At 46.3% G+C, this 18,149-nt stretch carries 17 protein-coding genes; 15 read left to right on the top strand and 2 right to left on the bottom strand.

Annotated elements, in window-relative coordinates:
- Window positions 1-75 precede the first annotated feature (75 nt).
- Window positions 76-1,251 (top strand): M20 family metallopeptidase, encoded by a 1,176-nt coding sequence (locus tag H0Z23_RS07170; protein ID WP_296868631.1) that lies wholly within the window; start codon window positions 76-78, stop codon window positions 1,249-1,251.
- Between the two features lie 49 nt (window positions 1,252-1,300).
- Here H0Z23_RS07170 and H0Z23_RS07165 read toward each other — a convergent pair whose 3' ends face one another.
- Window positions 1,301-2,029 (bottom strand): hypothetical protein, encoded by a 729-nt coding sequence (locus tag H0Z23_RS07165; RefSeq protein WP_296868630.1) that lies wholly within the window; start codon window positions 2,027-2,029, stop codon window positions 1,301-1,303.
- A 193-nt stretch (window positions 2,030-2,222) separates the two neighbouring features.
- Between H0Z23_RS07165 and H0Z23_RS07160 the strand changes: the two genes are divergently transcribed.
- The 14 genes from H0Z23_RS07160 (at window position 2,223) to H0Z23_RS07095 (ending at window position 17,847) form a co-directional block, all read left to right on the top strand.
- On the top strand, window positions 2,223-3,383 hold the full coding sequence (locus tag H0Z23_RS07160; RefSeq protein WP_296868628.1) for a saccharopine dehydrogenase family protein: 1,161 nt from the start codon (window positions 2,223-2,225) through the stop codon (window positions 3,381-3,383).
- Window positions 3,384-3,502: 119 nt separating this feature from the next.
- Complete coding sequence (locus H0Z23_RS07155; RefSeq protein WP_296868626.1) at window positions 3,503-4,183, top strand: GntR family transcriptional regulator; 681 nt, start codon at window positions 3,503-3,505, stop codon at window positions 4,181-4,183.
- Window positions 4,184-4,200: 17 nt separating this feature from the next.
- Entirely contained in the window at window positions 4,201-6,078 is a 1,878-nt protein-coding gene (locus tag H0Z23_RS07150) for an ASKHA domain-containing protein (protein ID WP_296868624.1), read from the top strand.
- 278 nt (window positions 6,079-6,356) lie between these two features.
- On the top strand, window positions 6,357-6,842 hold the full coding sequence (locus H0Z23_RS07145) for a TRAP transporter small permease subunit (protein WP_296868622.1): 486 nt from the start codon (window positions 6,357-6,359) through the stop codon (window positions 6,840-6,842).
- A gap of 3 nt (window positions 6,843-6,845) precedes the next feature.
- Window positions 6,846-8,162: a TRAP transporter large permease subunit gene (locus H0Z23_RS07140; protein WP_296868620.1), complete on the top strand. Its 1,317-nt coding sequence runs from the start codon at window positions 6,846-6,848 to the stop codon at window positions 8,160-8,162.
- Window positions 8,163-8,310: 148 nt separating this feature from the next.
- Window positions 8,311-9,363, top strand: a complete 1,053-nt coding sequence (locus H0Z23_RS07135; RefSeq protein WP_296868618.1) for a TRAP transporter substrate-binding protein — start codon at window positions 8,311-8,313, stop codon at window positions 9,361-9,363.
- 14 nt (window positions 9,364-9,377) lie between these two features.
- Entirely contained in the window at window positions 9,378-9,524 is a 147-nt protein-coding gene (locus H0Z23_RS07130) for a hypothetical protein (RefSeq protein ID WP_296868616.1), read from the top strand.
- Between the two features lie 344 nt (window positions 9,525-9,868).
- Window positions 9,869-10,750 carry a MurR/RpiR family transcriptional regulator gene (locus H0Z23_RS07125; protein WP_296868615.1) on the top strand — a complete coding sequence of 294 codons (882 nt, stop codon included), beginning with the start codon at window positions 9,869-9,871 and terminating at the stop codon, window positions 10,748-10,750.
- A gap of 12 nt (window positions 10,751-10,762) precedes the next feature.
- A complete protein-coding gene (locus H0Z23_RS07120) occupies window positions 10,763-12,112 on the top strand; it encodes an aminotransferase class III-fold pyridoxal phosphate-dependent enzyme (RefSeq protein ID WP_296868613.1) in 1,350 nt (449 codons plus the stop codon).
- 119 nt (window positions 12,113-12,231) lie between these two features.
- Entirely contained in the window at window positions 12,232-13,185 is a 954-nt protein-coding gene (locus tag H0Z23_RS07115; RefSeq protein ID WP_296868611.1) for a TAXI family TRAP transporter solute-binding subunit, read from the top strand.
- Between the two features lie 81 nt (window positions 13,186-13,266).
- Entirely contained in the window at window positions 13,267-15,219 is a 1,953-nt protein-coding gene (locus H0Z23_RS07110; protein ID WP_296868609.1) for a TRAP transporter permease, read from the top strand.
- A gap of 28 nt (window positions 15,220-15,247) precedes the next feature.
- Complete coding sequence (locus H0Z23_RS07105; RefSeq protein ID WP_296868608.1) at window positions 15,248-15,937, top strand: CoA transferase subunit A; 690 nt, start codon at window positions 15,248-15,250, stop codon at window positions 15,935-15,937.
- Window positions 15,921-16,607 carry a 3-oxoacid CoA-transferase subunit B gene (locus H0Z23_RS07100; protein WP_296868606.1) on the top strand — a complete coding sequence of 229 codons (687 nt, stop codon included), beginning with the start codon at window positions 15,921-15,923 and terminating at the stop codon, window positions 16,605-16,607. Before H0Z23_RS07105 ends, H0Z23_RS07100 begins: the two co-directional genes overlap by 17 nt.
- Before the next feature lie 61 nt (window positions 16,608-16,668).
- The gene (locus H0Z23_RS07095; RefSeq protein ID WP_296868604.1) at window positions 16,669-17,847 is read left to right on the top strand and encodes a thiolase family protein; all 1,179 of its coding nucleotides are present in this window, start codon (window positions 16,669-16,671) and stop codon (window positions 17,845-17,847) included.
- A gap of 65 nt (window positions 17,848-17,912) precedes the next feature.
- Here the strand turns inward: H0Z23_RS07095 and H0Z23_RS07090 are convergent.
- The coding region (locus tag H0Z23_RS07090) for a dihydroxy-acid dehydratase (protein ID WP_296868602.1) at window positions 17,913-18,149 on the bottom strand (237 nt) is incomplete at its 5' end.

Here is an 18,149-nt window from a genome sequence, read left to right as displayed (position 1 = left end):
CTTGGAGCTTATTTGGAAAGAAGAAACTACAGGATGTGACTTGCTCAAGATGGTATTTAGAAGGAGGGGAGAAAAGTGAAGATAGGCGAAATAGCGTCATTTATAGATAAGGATGAGCTTGTGAAACTTACGTCGGAAAGCCTGCGTGTAAACACGGTTAACCCGCCGGGGAACGAGAGGCCTCTGGCTGAGTTTTTCGCGGAGAAGATGGGGGAACTAGGGCTTGAGGTTCGTATTTGTCCAATTGGGGAAAGCAGGGCAAATGTAGTGGGGATTTTAAGGGGAAAAGGCAAGGGGCCGGCTTTGCTATATAACGGTCACCTTGATACGGTGCCCCCAGGGGATGTGAAGTGGGATTATGACCCATTTTCGGGAGAAATTGTTGGGGATAAAATTTATGGCCGAGGTGCAGCAGACATGAAATCTGGCCTTGCGGCCATGATTATGGCTGCAGGAGCTTTGAAAAAGTCAGGGATAGAGCTTGAAGGGGACCTCATAATAGCCGGAACAGCGGGTGAGGAAACCGATAGTATTGGGGCAAAAGAGCTTTTAAAAGAAAAAGAGATGTCTAGAGTTGGAGCTATCCTGATTGGAGAACCCAGCGACAACGAGTTGTATATAGCAGAAAAAGGAGCGTTGTGGCTAAATGTAAAAGCGTTAGGAAAAACGGCTCATGGATCCATGCCTGAGATGGGCATAAACGCAATTTTACACATGAAACAATTTATGGAAGAGCTTTGCAGCTACAAATTTGAATATCAGGAACATGAGCTCCTTGGCTGCCCTACCATGAATATAGGCACCATAAGGGGAGGTATAAAGACTAACGTCGTTCCTGATTGCTGTGAAATGACCGTGGATATAAGAACAGTACCAGGGATGAGCCACAGTGCAATTCTTGAAGACTTTAAGGCCATTATTGAAAAGCTGAAAGAGGACATTCCAGAGCTTAATATGGCTATAGAGGTAGAAAATGACAGGCCCCCTGTTGGAACGGATAAAGACCATGAATTTGTTAAGTTAGCTATAAAGGTAGGGGAAAGGGTATTCAAAAAGACCTTAGTGCCTCAAGGAGTTAATTACTATACCGATGGGGCAGCCTTCGTACCGGAAATGGGCTTGCCAATGTTGATTCTTGGCCCAGGCGAAGCAAAGTTAGCCCACCAGCCCAACGAATACGTGGAAATAGATAAATTACAAAAGGCAGCGGAGTTTTATGCAGCCTTTGCTGTGGAGTATTTGAAAAAGTAAAGAAGAATGGAATAATTCAGGGCTTTAGAAAGAGGACAGGGCAAGCCTCTTATCCTTCAAAATGGCAGCTTGCCCTTTTAAAAGCACACCCTCCAATTTGAAAATATGGGCACTTTTGCTCCATGCACGGGTCGCAGCGCTCCCCGGAGGGAGAGAGTTTTTTTGCCTCTTTGGTTAGGAAGAAAACTGAAACTCCAGATTTCAAAGGATGAAGCCCCCCGCCTTTCAGGCAGCTTATTCCTATACTCTTTTCGCTGTTTGTGAGGGAAACCAGGGCACTAGGGCCTAATAAGTCCTGTTCTTTTGCAGTTGGGTAATGCTCTGATACGTAAAGTCCAAGAGGCGAGGCTATTTCTTTTGTTACAAGCTCTCGTACTGTTTTTTTGACTTCTGCAAGCACCAAAGTGCCTAAAGCGTCTAACAACAAGGCCTCAACGTTTTGGCCTTTTCCCATTAACTCAGACACAAACTCTTCAAGCTCTGAACCTATAGTCCACACGGCAGGAGCAGCCAAACAGAGGGGATCTTCAAAGGTAGAAGGCACGATCTTGCGAAAGCCTTCTTTATCCAAAAGGGACACCTTAGCACATGGCCTAAGTAGCTTATCCTGAAGGCTATCTTTCCAGAGGCGGAGGAAAGCCTCAAATTTCCTGCGCAGCGCCGGAGGCCTGCCATAACGCTGCTTGAGTTCAACAAGATCAGGCTCAGGAAGATCTTTTTGGTATACAGCTTCTATTGAAACCTTCAACCTAGACTTGTTTTCAATAAAAATTTTCAAGGCTCATGCCCCTTCAAAAATATTTTCCCATGTTTGGGATGATTTGCAGCATCCAAGATTTTACCAGGACTTTCCAAGAAAAGTCCATAAAAAGCATAATCCCATCAGCCCCTTTGACCGTCAGGGGAAGATAGAGTTATAATGGGACTGTATTCAAAATATGTATACACAAATAGTCAAGGAGGTAGGAGTAATGAAAAGGGTGATAGTTTTAGGCGGCGGGCTCGTTGGTTCTGTAATGGCTCTAGATCTAGGTGCGGACCCGAATTATGATGTGACTGTCGCAGATAAAAGCCAGGAAGCTTTGGATAAGATAGCGAAGAAGTCTAATGGGGCTGTGCACACTCGTAGCGACGTAGATTTCGCAGATCCCGAATCCATCGAGAAGGCCGTCAAGGATTACGACCTGGTAATAGGGGCGGTTCCGGGCTTTTTGGGCTATCAGATGGTGGGAGCGGTAATTCGAGCTGGCAAGAGCATGTCGGATATAAGCTTCATGGCCGAAGATTATTTCCAGTGGGACGAGGAGGCCAAGAAAGCGGGGGTTACCATCTTCGAAGACGTAGGTGTGACGCCGGGGTTCTCCAACGTCCTGATAGGAAGCGCCGTTCACCAACTTGACGAGGTTGAGGACGTTGATATATACGTTACGGGGCTTCCTAAAGAGCCAAAGGAGCCCTTCAACTACAAGTTTGTCTTTTCTCCAGATGACTGCATAGAGGAGTATGTCCGTCCCGTTCGCTTCAAGAAAGATGGCAAGATAGTAGAGATGCCGGCATTGAGCATGAACGAGGTATACAAGTTTGACATACCAGGCTTTGACCTGCCGGAGATGGAAGGCTTTCTCACCGATGGGCTTCGCTCTCTTCTCAAGACCATACCAGCCAAAAACATATCCGAAAAGACTTTGAGATATCCTGGAACGGCCGAAAGGTTGAAATTTTTGAGGGAAATAGGCTTCTTTGACCTTGAGCCCATCGAGGTTAAAGGGTGCAAAATAGCACCGAGGGAGTTTTTTGCAGCCCTTGCCTACCCGAAGATGAAACTGGAAGATGATGAGGTTGAGTTTACGTTCTTCAAGATAGATGTGACTGGTAAGAAGGATGGCAAGAAGGTTCGTCATACCTTCGTTATGTACGACGAAAGGGATATGGAGACTGGATATACCTCAATGGCCCGCACGACAGGTTTCCCATGCGTAATTATGGGCCGGCTCATTGCTGAAGGAATAGTGAACATGCCTGGAGTGAATACCCCTGAGATGATAGGAAGCAACGAAGTGGCGGTTAAGCGTTTCATAGAGGAAATGGAAAAACGGGGAGTAAAGGTCCATCATGAAATAAACGAGCTATAAAATCATAGATTTGGGTTTTGGGCAGAGCTTGAATGTAAAATCTCAAGTTCTGCCCATTTTTTATTTTTAAGCTATTATAAATTATAGTCATGTTCAAAATGCGCAGAGGGGGGCTTTTTTTGCCTACTACGGGAACATTGGAAAATGAAGCTTATCAAAAAATAAAACAGGCCATACTTGCTCGAAAGCTTCTGCCAGGGAGTAGGCTTTCTGAGCCCGCTTTGGCAAAGCAACTGAAAATAAGCCGAACGCCGGTCAGGGCGGCCATCAAGCGCCTTATGGCAGAAGGCCTTGCAGAGCCGTCCCCTACCCAGGGAGCGGTTGTGGCCCTACCCTCTTCAAGGGATATTCAGGAAGTAGTTTTCATGAGGGAAACTTTGGAACCTGTCGCTGCGGCCTTGGCGGCAGAAAAGGCAACAAATGAAAGCATTGTTCATCTTGAGGAGCTGATTTTTAAAGAGAAGGAGGCCTTTCACAGAAGGGATCTTAAGAGCTACATAGAGGTTAACGATGAATTTCACGGAGCCATAGCAAGGCTTTCGGGAAACAGTCTCTTGGAGCAAAGCATAAAAAACTTGATACTGCGCTACGATATCTTTTTGGCCCTGTTCGACCCCATATATGAGCTTGATGAGAAAGAGCTGGATTCTCCGCTGGAACATCATTTCATTGTGATAGCCTTGAAAGAGCACGACCCTCAAGCAGCAGAAGCAGCCATGAGGTACCACTTGCGCTCTTCTCGCAAATATGCAACTTTGAGGAACGTCGAAAACATAAACGCATTTCCTTTTAACAGTTAGTTTTGAGGTGGCTTATTTTGGAAGAAAAAGAGAAAAAAAACAAAAAGCTTTGCAGGATAGAGATAAAAGTAAACGGTGAGCCTATTAAAGTTTGCTGGTGCCAGGAAGGGGAAAACCTTCTTGAAGTGTTGAGGGCAGAAAATATAAAGATAGATGCTCCCTGCGGTGGCTTAGGGCTTTGCCTCAAATGCAAGGTTATGGTATCAGGGGAGGTCTCATCACCAGATAGTTTGGAAAGGGACGCCTTGGGAGAGGGAAGCCTCTCAGAGGGATACAGGCTTGCCTGCAGGGTAATGGTGCTTGGGGACCTCCAGGTAATCTTGAGCTCTGCAGAGATAGAGGGAGACAAAAAAATAACTTCCATTGATTTGCCTAAACTTGAGAAGATAAAGTTTTCTCCGGATATCAAGAGGGTTTATGTCTCTCTTCCATGGGAACAAATAAAGGTAAATCAAAGCTTGGAAGAAGCGTTGAGGAGAAAAATTGCTCTTGAGGCAGGAAAGCAAATAAATCCTATATCCGAAAAAGTCATGGCCAGGGTTGCCGCCCTTTCCGAGGTCGGCCGAGGGTTTGAAGGGGCAGTGACTTTAAGATGTAATGATGTGGTATCTATAGATGTACAAAAGAAAAAAAAGCCCATAATTGGGGCGGTTTGTGATATAGGAACCACCACCCTTGCCTGTTACCTGTTGGATTTGGAAACAGGCCACCAGCTGGGAGCTGCAGTAGCGAAGAATCCTCAATCGGCTTTCGGAGCAGACGTGATTTCTAGAATAGCTCAGGCTACAGGCTGCCATGAAAAATTCAAGGAGATGGTTAAGGTCTTAAGAAGTAGGGTGGCTTCTCTTCTTCAGCGCCTCGCAGAGGACGTAGGGGTCAGCTTGAAGGACTGCGAGGAGGTCCTAATGGTGGGGAACCCGTGCATGCACCACTTTTTTAAGGGTATATTACCCATCACGCTGGGTAGGGTGCCCTTTTGCCCTGTGACCAGGGAGGGTTCCTGTGATTTGGCGGTTGACTTGGATTTACCTGTCTCGCCTAGCGCAAGACTCCTTTTCCTGCCCCTCATAGGAGGGTTTGTGGGAGCAGATATGGTAGGGCTTCTTTACTTTGTTGAGTCAGTTATGCCCAAGAAAACTAGGATTGTGGTTGACCTTGGGACCAATGGAGAGATCGCTCTTATCCACGAGGGCAAGATCTGGGCTTGTTCGACGGCTGCAGGGCCTGCCTTCGAGGGGGGTAATATTTCCTGTGGAATGGTGGCTTCTTCAGGGGCAATTAGCGCTGTGGCATGGGAAGATGGTGACCTTGTTCCTAGTGTAATAGGTGGAGGTGTCCCTCTTGGGATAAGTGGATCAGGCCTAGTGGACGCAGTAGCCATCTTAGTTGAAAAAGGGGTAATTCTTCCTTCCGGAAGGATTCAGTCTCCTGGAAAGATAAATTATCCATCGTTGGCGTCGAGGGTAATGGAAAAGGGAAGGGTTAGATCTGTAGTTATTGCAAAGGGCCAGCTGCATGACGTTGTTATTTCTCAAAAAGATATACGCCAGGTACAGTTGAGCAAAGGTGCCGTAAAGGCCGCGATGAAAATCCTTTTAGATAGGGCAAAAATCACCTGGGAAGACGTGGATGAATTTATTTTGGCTGGAGCCTTAGGCAATTACATCAACCCTCTTTCTGCTATAAAGATAGGCCTCATTCCTTCGATTATGAAAGACAAGATAGTCTCCGTGGGTAATGGTGCAGGAGAAGGGGCAAAATTAATTTTGCTCGGAGGCAAAAAAGAGTGGGCCAAAGCATGTGCTATAGCTGAGAAGGCAGAGCATGTTCCGCTTGAAGATGACCTTACATTTCAAAAGCTTTTCATGGATTCTTTATTCCTCAAGGAATTTTAAAAATTCTTGTAATTTTCTGTATTCACTGCTAATCATTTATACAGTCTACAGGTTGACAATAGAAAGAATGGCATATAGTATATTTTGTGACTTGCGCCTTGTTCTTTATGTAACATGAGCGCTCACCTGTTATAGAACCTGCTGATTCCGTCTTTTGCAGGGCATCTAGGGTTCCTTCCTCTTATTTTTTGTGTCTACAAATAGAAGTATCCTTCGATTTAGGGAAACACCGTTGTTGGGTAAGTTTATGTTTATCTTTAAGTTAAGGAGTGTCGCGAATGAACAAGTTAGGAAAGATGATATCTCTTCTGATCCTACCCCTTATTGCCATCATAGTTTATAGTTCCATGAAAGGTTTTTTCTTTAACAGGACACCTATTTGGACTTTTGAAGTCTCCATATTCCTTTTCGGTTGTTTCTTCATGTTGGGGGCTGCGTACTGCCACATGCTGAAAAAACACGTAAGCGTGGACGTAGTCAACCATTACCTTCCTCCTAAATGGAGAAGGATCTTTGGGATTTTTGGGGAAATTGTGGTTCTCTTTGTTGTGCTTGTTATGATTTATCTTAGCGTTCCGACGGCGATCCGCTCCACTATCATGAAGGAACGATCCACCCACCAGACCCCGTTCAATCCCCAGGTGTGGTGGTACCGATGGGTTATACCTATATCTTGTGCCCTTATGTCCTGGCAGTCATTTAAGAACATGATGAGCCTTGTGTTTCAGCGTCCTGATAACAACGAAGGCGAAAAAGGAGTGTAAGCGATGAGTGGCGATATGTTACCCCTATTGATGTTTGCGGCTTTGTTCCTGCTCTTGGCAGCAGGAGTTCCTATTGCTTTTTCCCTTTCTGCTGTAGCCATAGTTTTCTCTTACTTTTTGTGGGGCCCTGGGGCTTTGAACATCTTGATCTCGGCCACCTGGGGAGCCATGAACAACTTTGTCATAATAGCGGTTCCTCTCTTCATATACATGTCCTATATACTCCAGAAAACCAACGTAGTTGAGGACCTTTACGATGCTTTTTATAAATGGTCTGGCGGCTTGAGGGGTGGTCTTGCAATAGCCACTGTAATAGTGGGGGCCTTCTTGGGTGCCGTTTCGGGGGTTGTAGCGGCTGGAGTCATTGGCTTGGGCCTGATAGGCCTTCCCCAGATGTTGAAGTACAAATACGACAAGAACGTCTCCATGGGTATAGTTATGGCTTCTGGCACCTTGGGACAGATTATACCTCCAAGCACCAACATGGTTCTTTACGGTGCAGTAACGGGTGTTTCAATTGGAGGCCTCTTTGCTGGAGGGTTAACTGCAGGGATCTTCTTGGGTGTCATGTATGTGGCGTATGTTCTTATAAGGAGCTTTATTAAGCCTGATTTGTGTCCTCCCCTTCCTCCAGATGAAAGGGCGTCTTTCAAAGAAAAGATGCTTGCTTTAAAGAGCGTGTTTTTGCCAAGCCTTCTTATAATTTTAGTTTTGGGCTCTATACTTTCTGGGATGGCCTCTCCGACGGAAGCTGCTGCTTTCGGAGCAGCGGGGGCGATGCTGATAGGTTTAATAAAAAAGAGACTTAATTGGGAGATTGTCTTTTCCTCTTGTTATGAAACTCTCTCCATTACGGCGATGGTGGGTTGGGTCATGATAGGAGCTACCGCCTTTGGTTCCGTTTTTTCAGGAGTGGGAGGAAACCGCCTGGTGTCCCAGCTTGCAATGAACATGCCGGGCGGGGCTGTCATGGTTCTCATTGCTTCTTCCATTTTCTACTTTATTCTTGGGATGTTTTTGGAGCCGGGGGCCATCATATTCTTTGCTGTTCCTATAATTGCACCTATCTTGGCTAGGTTGGGCTATGATCCGTTATGGGTAGGCCTGGTCTTCAATGTTCTGCTGCAATGTGGTTACCTATCCCCACCCTTTGGGTTTAGCCTCTTCTATTTGAAGGGAGTTACGCCAAAGGATGTCACTATAACAGAAATTTACCGGGCCAGTTTGCCATTTTTGGCGCTGCAGGTGGTATGTGTAGCAATAATGTTCGTATTCCCTGACTTTTTCTTATGGTTCCCAAAACATGTTTTGGGATTATGATGAATCGGTGATTGTGAAATTTTTGGACTTTTAACTTAAAGAGATTTGAAACTATTGTTATGGAATAGGAGGTGGTAGAGGGCTATAGAATTTAGTTCCATTGAAAAGTTTGAATTCCAAAAACAACAAAGAGGAGGTATGCAGGATAATGCGTAAATTTTTAACCGCATTTTTGCTGGTGGCGATAGTGCTTATGGGTGCAAACGCGGCCTTTGCTGCTAAGGTGAAGTGGAGAATGGTGACCCATGCGATGCCTGGAACGGAGCAACAGAGGATAGCCGAGGAGTTCGGCAAGACTGTCGAGACCCTTTCGGGCGGAGAGTTTGTCATTGAAGTGTTCCCAGCTGGTGTTCTCTTCCCGGTTTTTGAGACCTTCGACAACCTCAGAAACGGTGTCGTCCAGGCTTCCATGGTGTATGGTGCCTATTGGCCAGGGAAGGATCCAGGCTTTATTCTCACGACACGTCCTGGAGATCCATTGGGTACCTATGCTGAGGGTGCCTATATGACGGAAAAGCTTTTCCCATACTTTGAGAAGCTCTACGCCAAACATGGAATAAAGTACCTTGGCCATGCAATGGTGAGCCCTCTCTATGAGCAACTCATGTCTGTTGTGCCTATTCGCAATCTGGAAGAGATTAAGGGTAAGAAGATTCGTACCTCTGGCTTCGGTGCAAGGTTCTACAACGCTCTTGGCGCTACCACTGTCTCGCTGCCTTCTCCTGAGATATATACAGCTTTACAGACTCACAATATAGATGCTGCAGAATGGACCTTCTGGGATGAGAACATGAGGATGGGTTTCCACGAAGTTGTTAAATATGTTATAGACCCAGCATTCCAGAATGGTACTTGTGAGTACTTCCCTCTTACTGTTAATCCTGCTGCTTGGGATTCCTTGCCCCAGAACTACAAGGATATAGTATTTGCAGCTTTGGATAGGGCCCGTTATCTTTCCGCCATGGTGTACGTCCATGAGATCAAGGCAAGAGAGAAATGGAAAGAGTTGCCCAACATAGAGATTATAACCTGGAGCCCAGAGGACCAAAAGAAGGCCAGAGAAATAGGCTTGAAGCTGGTTTATGACGAGTGCATGAAAACTCCTGAAGGCAAGGAGTATCTTGAAATATACCGCAGCACCCTTTGGGAGCTAGGGTACAAAGACGAAGCCAAATTCCTTGGATACGAGGAAAAGAAATAAATTAAAAACATAGGTTGGGCAGAAGACGCGCAAGGCAGCTGGGGAAACCCCCAGCTGCCTTGCTTTTTTACTTTTCAAAAACTGCACCTGTGCTGCCTGAGGTGACGAAATGCCTGTATCTTTCCAGGAAAGAACAGGTTGTTTTTGTAGATGCTATTTGAGCATATATTCTTGTAAGGTGCCATAGTTTTACCTCCTTTTACGAGATGAAGTGGATGGTGGGAGCCAATATGGTTGGCTCCCACCAATTCAATAAAGAAGATATGTTTATGGCGAGTTACCTCCTGTTTTCTTTGTTTAAGTTGTTTGCACAGCACTAGTATGAAGGGGTTAAGTAGATAGGCCACAATACAAGGTACATTTACATACAGTGGTGCCCGAGTATTTATTTGACAAAACAAACGATAAGCTGTATTCTTTTTTGCAGGAAATCCTGCAAAAAAGAATTTAAAATGAAGTTTTTTCGTTTTCGTATTGATATTTATAAATGCATGGGGGTTTTTAGGTGCTTGGAAAACTTATTGCTGAAAAAATGGAGGACCTTACACCAGGACAGCAGAAGACAGCAAGGTTCCTCTTGGAAAACTCTAAGGAAGCGGCTTTTTTAACAGCATCTCAACTGGGGGAGAAAGTTGGTGTTAGCGAGTCGACGGTAATACGCCTTGCCTCAGCTTTAGGTTTTGACGGGTATCCAGCCCTTCGTATGGCAGTGCAGGATTTGTTGATGGAGCGGCTGACAACCTTAGAAAGAATAAGAGAGTACTCGGGGAAGGAGGCAAAAAGCCTGTTTCACAAGGCTATCAAAAGCGATATAGATTCTTTAAGTTGGGTCCAATCAACTCTTGACGTAAAGACTATAGAACGTTTGGGAGAGGAAATTGCGAAAGCCAAGTCAATTTTAGTGGTTGGGCACAGAAGCAGTAGGGCACTTGCATATTATCTTTATCACTATCTCTCGTGGCTGTTTGCCAATGTTGAGCTTCTGGATATTGAGACGGGCATAGAGAAAATCACGCGTGCAGATGAAAAAACTCTTGTTATAGGCATAAGTTTTCCCAGGTACACCACTTGGACAGTAAATATGCTGAAGTATGCAAAGAAAAGAAAATTAAAGGTTGCGGCTATTACTAACGATTACTCAAGTCCTCTTGCTCGTTCCTCTGAACTGGTGATAACTGCTCCGTGGAATCCACTATCTTTTATCGACTCCTTTACGGCTCCTATTAGCATAATAAACTGCATAATCCTGGCGGCAGCTCGTACTCTGGGTGATGGTGTGAGGGACAAGCTTGCAAAATTAGAAGAAATTTGGAAAGAGACAGGCGTTTATCAGGGAAAGGAGCAGCCCGGCGATGCTGCCAAGGCTACCATAGATTTCAAGGAGTAAAACGCAAAGGAGATGATAAGATTGGGAGAGGGAAAAGTTTTCCCAAGGAGCCTCACACAAGAATTGCCACTTGCTGTCAAAGCAGAGGGACTTTACATCTATGACGAAAATGGCAAAAGATATCTTGATGGATGCTCCGGAGCTTTGATTTCAAGCATAGGCCATAGTGTTCCAGAAGTAGTGGAAGCCGTTTCGGATCAACTTAAAAAATTAGCCTTTGCTCATCCATCAAGGTGGAGAAACAAGGCAGCAGAAGAAGCCGCACAAGAAATAGCGGAAATAACGCCCGGTAACCTTAACTGGGTTTGGTTTGTAAGTGGTGGCAGCGAAGCAATAGAGTCAGCTATAAAACTAGCAAGACAGTATTACGTAGAGCGCGATGGTAATGGTTCCCAGAAACACCTGATACTTTCTAGATATAATTCCTATCATGGGAGCACATTAGGCACAATGTCCGTGGGGGGTAATATGCCTCGCCGCCGTGTTTTTGCCCCGATGTTCAAAGAACATCCCAAAGTAGATACGCACTATTGTTATAGATGTCCGTGGGGACAGGAATATCCTTCATGCAATGTGATGTGCGCTCGCCAAGTGGAGTTAGCTATAAAGCGCATTGGGCCTCAGTATATTGCAGCGTTTCTTGCAGAACCGGTTGTAGGTTCTACCGTGGGAGCCCTCAATCCTCCTCCCGAGTACTGGCCTATGGTTAGAGAGATTACGGCCAAATACGATATTCTCCTCATTGCTGATGAGGTTATGACAGGTTTTGGCAGAACAGGAAAACCCTTTGCTGTCAACCACTGGGGAGTGATTCCGGACATTATAGCTGCTGCCAAGAGCATGGCCGCAGGGTATGTCCCTACGGGAGGCATATTCGTGAAAGAAGAAATAGTGGAAACCATCAAGAAAGGCAGTGGTGCTTTTATCCACGGACATACCTATAACGGAAATCCCCTTTCAGGAGCGGCCACTGCCGCTACGGTCCGATATATGAAAAAACATGCTCTTTTTGAAAACGCGGCGAAACAAGGTGAGCTTTTGGGAGAGGGGATGAAGAAACTTGAGGATATCCCCATCGTCGGCCAGGTTAGAGGGCTTGGTTTGATGAGAGGCGTGGAATTAGTGGCAGATAAAGAGAAGAAGCGGCCTTTCCCAAGATCAGAGAATGCAGTGGGCATTGTTTCTGAAGAATGCACAAAGCGTGGACTGATTGTCTATCCAGGAAGAGGCATGGCTGATGGTGTGAATGGAGACAGTTTCATGGTCGCCCCGCCCCTTGTCGTTCAAGCAGAGCATATAGACGAGATATTGTCCATACTTGAAGACAGCCTGAAAGCAGCTTCGGGAAGATTGCTCAAATAATATGTAAAGGCAGGGAGGTGGTAACGGCATTTCCTATAGGCTAGTTTTTGTGGAGGTAAGAGCTAATAGTAGGGTTCTGCTAAAAGTGGATTGAGTAGAGAAAAGGAGGAGTATGCAGAATGAAAAAGGTTATTGTACCCTTGGCGATTATGGCAGTTCTTGCTTTTTCGGTTGCTGCTTTTGCGGTGACTTTTGTTACCATCGGTTCCGGAGGAGTGGGAGGTACTTATTATCCCCTTGGTGGCGCCATGGCGGAGGTCTTGAATAAAGCAGGTATTGATGTTAAGGCCACATCTAGGACGACGGCGGCCTCCAAAGAGAACTGTCGTCTTGTTGCCTCTGGTAAGGCGCACTTGGGGATGACAATGGGTTCTACTCTTTGGCAAGCCTATACAGGAACAGGGGCTTTCAAGGAAGACGGGAAATTGCCTTTAAGAATTCTTTTCAACATGTATCCAGCACCACAGCATATCTTGACCGTTGAGGGAACAGGCATAAAAACTTTTGAGGATTTGAAAGGCAAGCGAGTTTCCATAGGGGCTCCGGGAAGTGGCAACCAGGTTCTAACCCGAATGATACTTGAGGCGGCGGGTATAGACCCAGAGAAGGATTTCAAGATGGCGCAGTTGACCCAGCCTGAAGCTGCCATGGCTCTCAAGGACGGTAACATAGACGCCGTATTCTGGAACTTCGCAGCTCCTGGTGCGGCCGTCATGGAGGTAGAGGCGGTTCGTAAAGTACATTTCATCCCCTTGCCGGAAGATCTTGTCAATAAGATTGTGGAGAAAAACCCATTCCTGTTGCCTTATACGCTTCAACCTGGCGTATATAAATCCATAACAGAACCAGTACTTACTATAGCCGACGGGAACTACATGATTGTGCATGAAAATATGGACAAAGGTCTTGCCTATAAGCTTGTCAAAACTCTTATTGAGAACAAAGACGCATTTATGGATGTTACGCCCCAGGCGGCTCACTTTGTTCCTGAGGAAGCCAGCAAAGGGATAATTCCTTTCCATCCTGGAGCAGTTAAGTATTTCACCGAGCAGGGATATCCGCCCAAGCAGTAAGTCGATGTTGAACGTGGGGATGGGATTTATGCCCGTCCCCATTTCACAAGAGAGTTTTATTTTCTTTTGGAGGGATTGCACATGAACGATGTGAAAAATACGGCTCAAGGGGAAAAGGGCATTGACGAAAAAATCATAAGAAAACTTGAAGGTGGAAAGCGCCAGCTTACAGGTTGGCAGTATTGGACTGTTGCTGCCCTAGCTATTGCGGCTTCATGTTTCCATTTATATACCGCTGCTTTTGGCCTATTATTTGCTATGGAACAGCGGACAATACACTGGTTGCTTATGGGGTCTATTATATTTTTGCTTTATCCAATTTCCAGTAAGCGGCCAGCGAACAAGATAGATATATGGGATTGGGTTCTTGCTGGGCTTTTGATATATGGATGTCTTAATATTTTAATAAACTGGGATGCTATAGCTGCTAGGGAAGGACGTGCCATCGCGTCAGACGTCTACCTGGGTGTGATTATGACAATACTGGTCATCGAGGCAACCAGGCGGACCGTAGGTTGGCCCTTGCCTATTGTGGCTATAGTAGCGCTGATTTATGCCGTTGCCGGTCCTTACCTTCCTGGGATGTTAGCTCATCCTGGATTTTCCATAGACGAACTAGCTCCCTTTATGTACCTGAGAACGGATGGTATATTTGGTGTTCCCTTGGGAGTTTCAGCTTCCTTTATTTTCTTGTTTGTACTTTTTGGGGCCTTTTTGAACATTTCAGGGGCAGGCCAATTCTTCATTGACCTTGCATTTGCGTTGACTGGCCGTAGTCGGGGTGGCCCCGCAAAGGCCGCTGTCGTAGCGAGCGCTCTGATGGGAAGTGTTTCTGGTAGTTCCGTGGCCAATACTGTTACCACAGGATCTTTCACGATCCCGCTAATGAAAAGTGTTGGATACCCAAGTCACTTTGCAGGAGCTGTAGAAGCAGCCTCTTCAACTGGTGGCCAGATAATGCCGCCCGTCATGGGTGCAGCGGCTTTCGTTATGGCCCAATTTTTGGGAATATCCTATTGGACTATCGTTGTAGCGGCGGCAATACCTGCACTTTTGTATTTTTTCTCCATCTTCGCCATGGTGCATTTCAGGGCAGGCCGCGAAGGCATTAAGGGAATTCCCAAGTCCGAGCTTCCCCAAGTATCTAAGGTTCTCAAAGCTGGATGGCACCTTCTGCTGCCAGTGGTGACTCTTATTGTTTTCCTGGCTTTGGGCTATTCAGCGATCAAGGCCGTTTTCTGGTCCATTGTACTTTTGATTGGCGTAAGCTGGATTGGTCCTAAAGAACACAGGATGACGCCGGAGAAGATACTTAAAGCTTTTATCGAAGGTGGAACTGCTGCGGTAGAAGTGGCTGCGGCATGTGCGTGTTCGGGTATAGTAATTGGAGTGGTTGGAATCACGGGATTGGGGCTAGCCTTCACTTCATTTATAATAGGGCTTTCCCATGGAATACTTTTCCTGGCGCTGATATTGACGATGATTGCTTCTATTATCCTTGGAATGGGGCTTCCAACGACAGCGAAGTATATTATCCTTTCAACCCTGGCAGCTCCTGCGATTCACAAGATGGGAGTCCCCATGTTAGCTGCTCATCTTTTTATCCTTTACTATGGTGTTATTGCAGATATAACGCCTCCAGTTGCTCTTGCGGCCTATGCCGGTGCCGGTATAGCCCGCGCCAACGCTATGCGGACTGGCTTCACGGCATTGGGACTCGCCTTGGCAGGGTTCATTGTGCCTTTCATGTTTGCATATAATCAGGCACTTCTTTTCCAGGCCCCGCTGTGGAAGGTTCTTCTTACCAGCGGTACCGCGATTCTTGGCGTAATAGCCCTTGCCGCCTGTGTTCAGAACTACTACATTTCTAAGCTTAACTTGCTTGAGCGAGGTCTTTTCGCCATCACAGCTTTAGCACTAATAAAGCCGGGGCTTTGGACGGACCTATTTGGCCTTGCCATTTTGGGAGGCGTTATGCTTATCCAGCATCGGAAAGCGAAAAGTGGAAATAAAACAGTTACCGAAGAAAGATAAAATTTAAGAAAGGGGGAATCCGACCATCATGCCGACAAAAGTAATTAAGCCTGTCATGTCTGCTGAAGAGGCAGTTAAACATATTAAACCAGGAAGTTCCGTAATGATTGGTGGGTTTAACTATGGAGGAATACCATATACCCTAGTGGAGGCCCTGGTAGAAGCGGGAACAAGCGACCTGACCCTTATTGCCAATGACACAGCTTACGATGATGTGGGACATGGAAAGTTGGTTTCGAGAGGGCAGGTAAAGAAAGTGATTGCGTCTCACGTTGGATTAAACAAGTCCACGCAGCGACTTTTTAATGAAGGTAAATTGGAGTTGGAGCTTGTGCCTCAAGGGAGTTTCGTTGAAAGGATACGTGCCGGAGGTTTTGGTTTGGGGGGAGTTCTTACTCCTACAGGCGTCGGCACTGTCTATGAGGAGGGTAAACAGGTAATTGAAATAGAGGGGCGACGCTACATTCTAGAACTTCCACTCAAAGCCGATGTGGCTCTGATTAGGGGCTATAGGGCAGATCGCTATGGCAACTTGGTATATTTCGGGACAAACCGGAACTTTAATCCAGCGATGGCCGCAGCGGCTGACCTCGTTATTGCTGAGGTGGATGCCATTTTAGAAGTGGGGGAACTGGATCCCAACGATGTAGTTACGCCAGGGATCCTGGTCGATATTCTCGTTTTGAAGGGGGATTCATACTATGCTTCCCGTACTTAGTGAAGAAGTTGTGCGCCACAGGATTGCCAGGAGGATCGCCATGGAATTTGAAGATGGCGATGTGGTTAACTTGGGAATAGGTATTCCAACATTGGTGTCCGATCACATTCCAGAAGGAGTAAGAGTTATTTTTCAAACAGAAAATGGGGTGGTTGGAGCAGGACCAAAACCGCCAGAAGATGATTTGCGCTTTATAGGTGCTGGAGGTCGTTGTTTGTCAGTTATACCTGGCGGAGCATTGATAGCAAGTGATTTCAGTTTTGGGCTTATTCGAGGTGGCCATCTGGATGCCACGGTACTAGGGGCGTTGCAGGTGGATCAAGAAGGCAACTTAGCTAATTGGTGGATTCCAGGTAAGCTTGTGCCAGGTATGGGTGGTGCCATGGACCTGGTGACAGGAGCCAAACATGTCATTGTTGCAACGACGCACACCACTAAAAAGGGACAGCCAAAGCTGGTTAAAAAATGTAGCTTGCCTTTGACTGGGGCTAAGGTGGTGAGCCTAGTTGTAACCGAGTACGCCCTTTTCCGCTTTGTGGATGGGCAGATGGTACTTGAAGAGATAGCGCCAGGGGTTACTGAGGAGGACCTTAAGGGAGTTACCGAGGCTGAATACGTAACGAGTTCGAACCTTAGTATCATGAAAGGCTGTGATGAGGAACAGAATTGACAAACCCCAGGTTTTAGTGCGTTTTGAAGCTATGTTATCGGAAAAAGGAGAGTGAAACAATATGGGGAAGGCTGTTGTGCTTTCTGCATGCAGAACTGCGGGCGGAAAGTTCGGGGGGACTTTGTCCTCATTTGAGGCTACAGATCTTGGAGGTTTTGCCATAGCCGAGGCTGTAAAAAGGTCTGGAATTTCGAAGGAAGAAATTGGTGAAGTAATCATGGGAAATGGGTGGCAGGCTGGAGTAGGAGCAAACCCTGCAAGAATAGCCATGTACAAGGCGGGGCTTCCCCAGAGCATTCCGGCTTTTACTGTAAATAAACGATGTGGCTCAGGCTTGAAGGCTGTAATGCTTGCTGCCGACAAGATTCGCTTAGGCGATATGCAAGTTGGCGTTGCAGGAGGCATGGAAAGTGCATCAAAAGCACCTTACATACTTCCTGAAGCACGTTGGGGCCATAGGATGGGAGATAAAACTGCGTTAGACGTGTTGCATAAAGATGGATTTATGTGCCCCTTGGCTGGAATGCTAATGGGTGCTACTGCGGAGATTCTTGTCGACGAGTACTCCATCAGCCGGGAAGAGCAGGATGCCTTCGCACTTGAAAGCCACAGAAAGGCTATTTTTGCTACGAAGAATGGCCTCTTCAAAGAAGAGATCGTCCCCATAAGTGTGAAAAAGAAAAAGGAGACTATAATCTTTGATGCCGATGAGATTCCTCGAGAAGATACCAGTATGGAAAAGCTAGGAAGGCTGCCTGCCATATTCCGTGAAGGGGGAACAGTGACGGCAGGAACAAGCTCAGCGTTGTGTGATGCAGGAAGCGCATTGGTGGTTGCCGATGAAGAGTGGGCACGTTCGCAAGGATACGAACCTATGGTGGAAATAGTAAGCTATGCAAGCGGGGCCTTGGCGGCGGATCACATGGGGCTTGGCCCTACCGTTGCTGTGCCGAAAGCACTAGAAAAAGCAGGCCTTACCTTGAAGGACATTGACCTTATAGAACTAAATGAAGCTTTTGCGGCCCAGGTTTTGGCGGTACATAGGGAGATGCCGTTTGACATGGAAAAGTGCAATATTCACGGCGGAGCTATAGCCCTTGGGCATCCTATTGGAGCCACAGGAGCGAAAATATTAACCACCCTTATATATGCGCTTAAAAATTATGACAAGGAAATAGGTTTAGCCACCGCGTGCATAGGTGGAGGTCAAGGAGTGGCAATGATAGTGCGAAGATTATAAAAGTTTTAGGTTTTTGTTTGTGAAACAAAAAGGCAGCTGGGGAAACCCCCAGCTGCCTTGCTTTTTTACTTTTCAAAAACTGCACCTGTGCTGCCTGAGGTGACGAAGTGCCTGTATCTTTCCAGGAAGGAGCTTGTCGTTTCTTGGTGTTTTGGCTTGAAGGATTGGCGCCTTTCTTCTAGTTCTTTCTCATCTACCAGCAGGTTGAGTTTTCTGTTAGGTATATCGATCTCTATCATGTCTCCGTCCTTCACAAGGCCTATAGGGCCGCCTGCTGCTGCCTCAGGAGATACGTGCCCTAT

The organism is Thermovirga sp. (genome assembly GCF_017656375.1).
Lineage (GTDB): Bacteria > Synergistota > Synergistia > Synergistales > Thermovirgaceae > Thermovirga.
The sequence above is the reverse complement of the archived record's forward strand: the minus strand, read 5'-3'. Positions and strand labels throughout refer to the sequence as shown.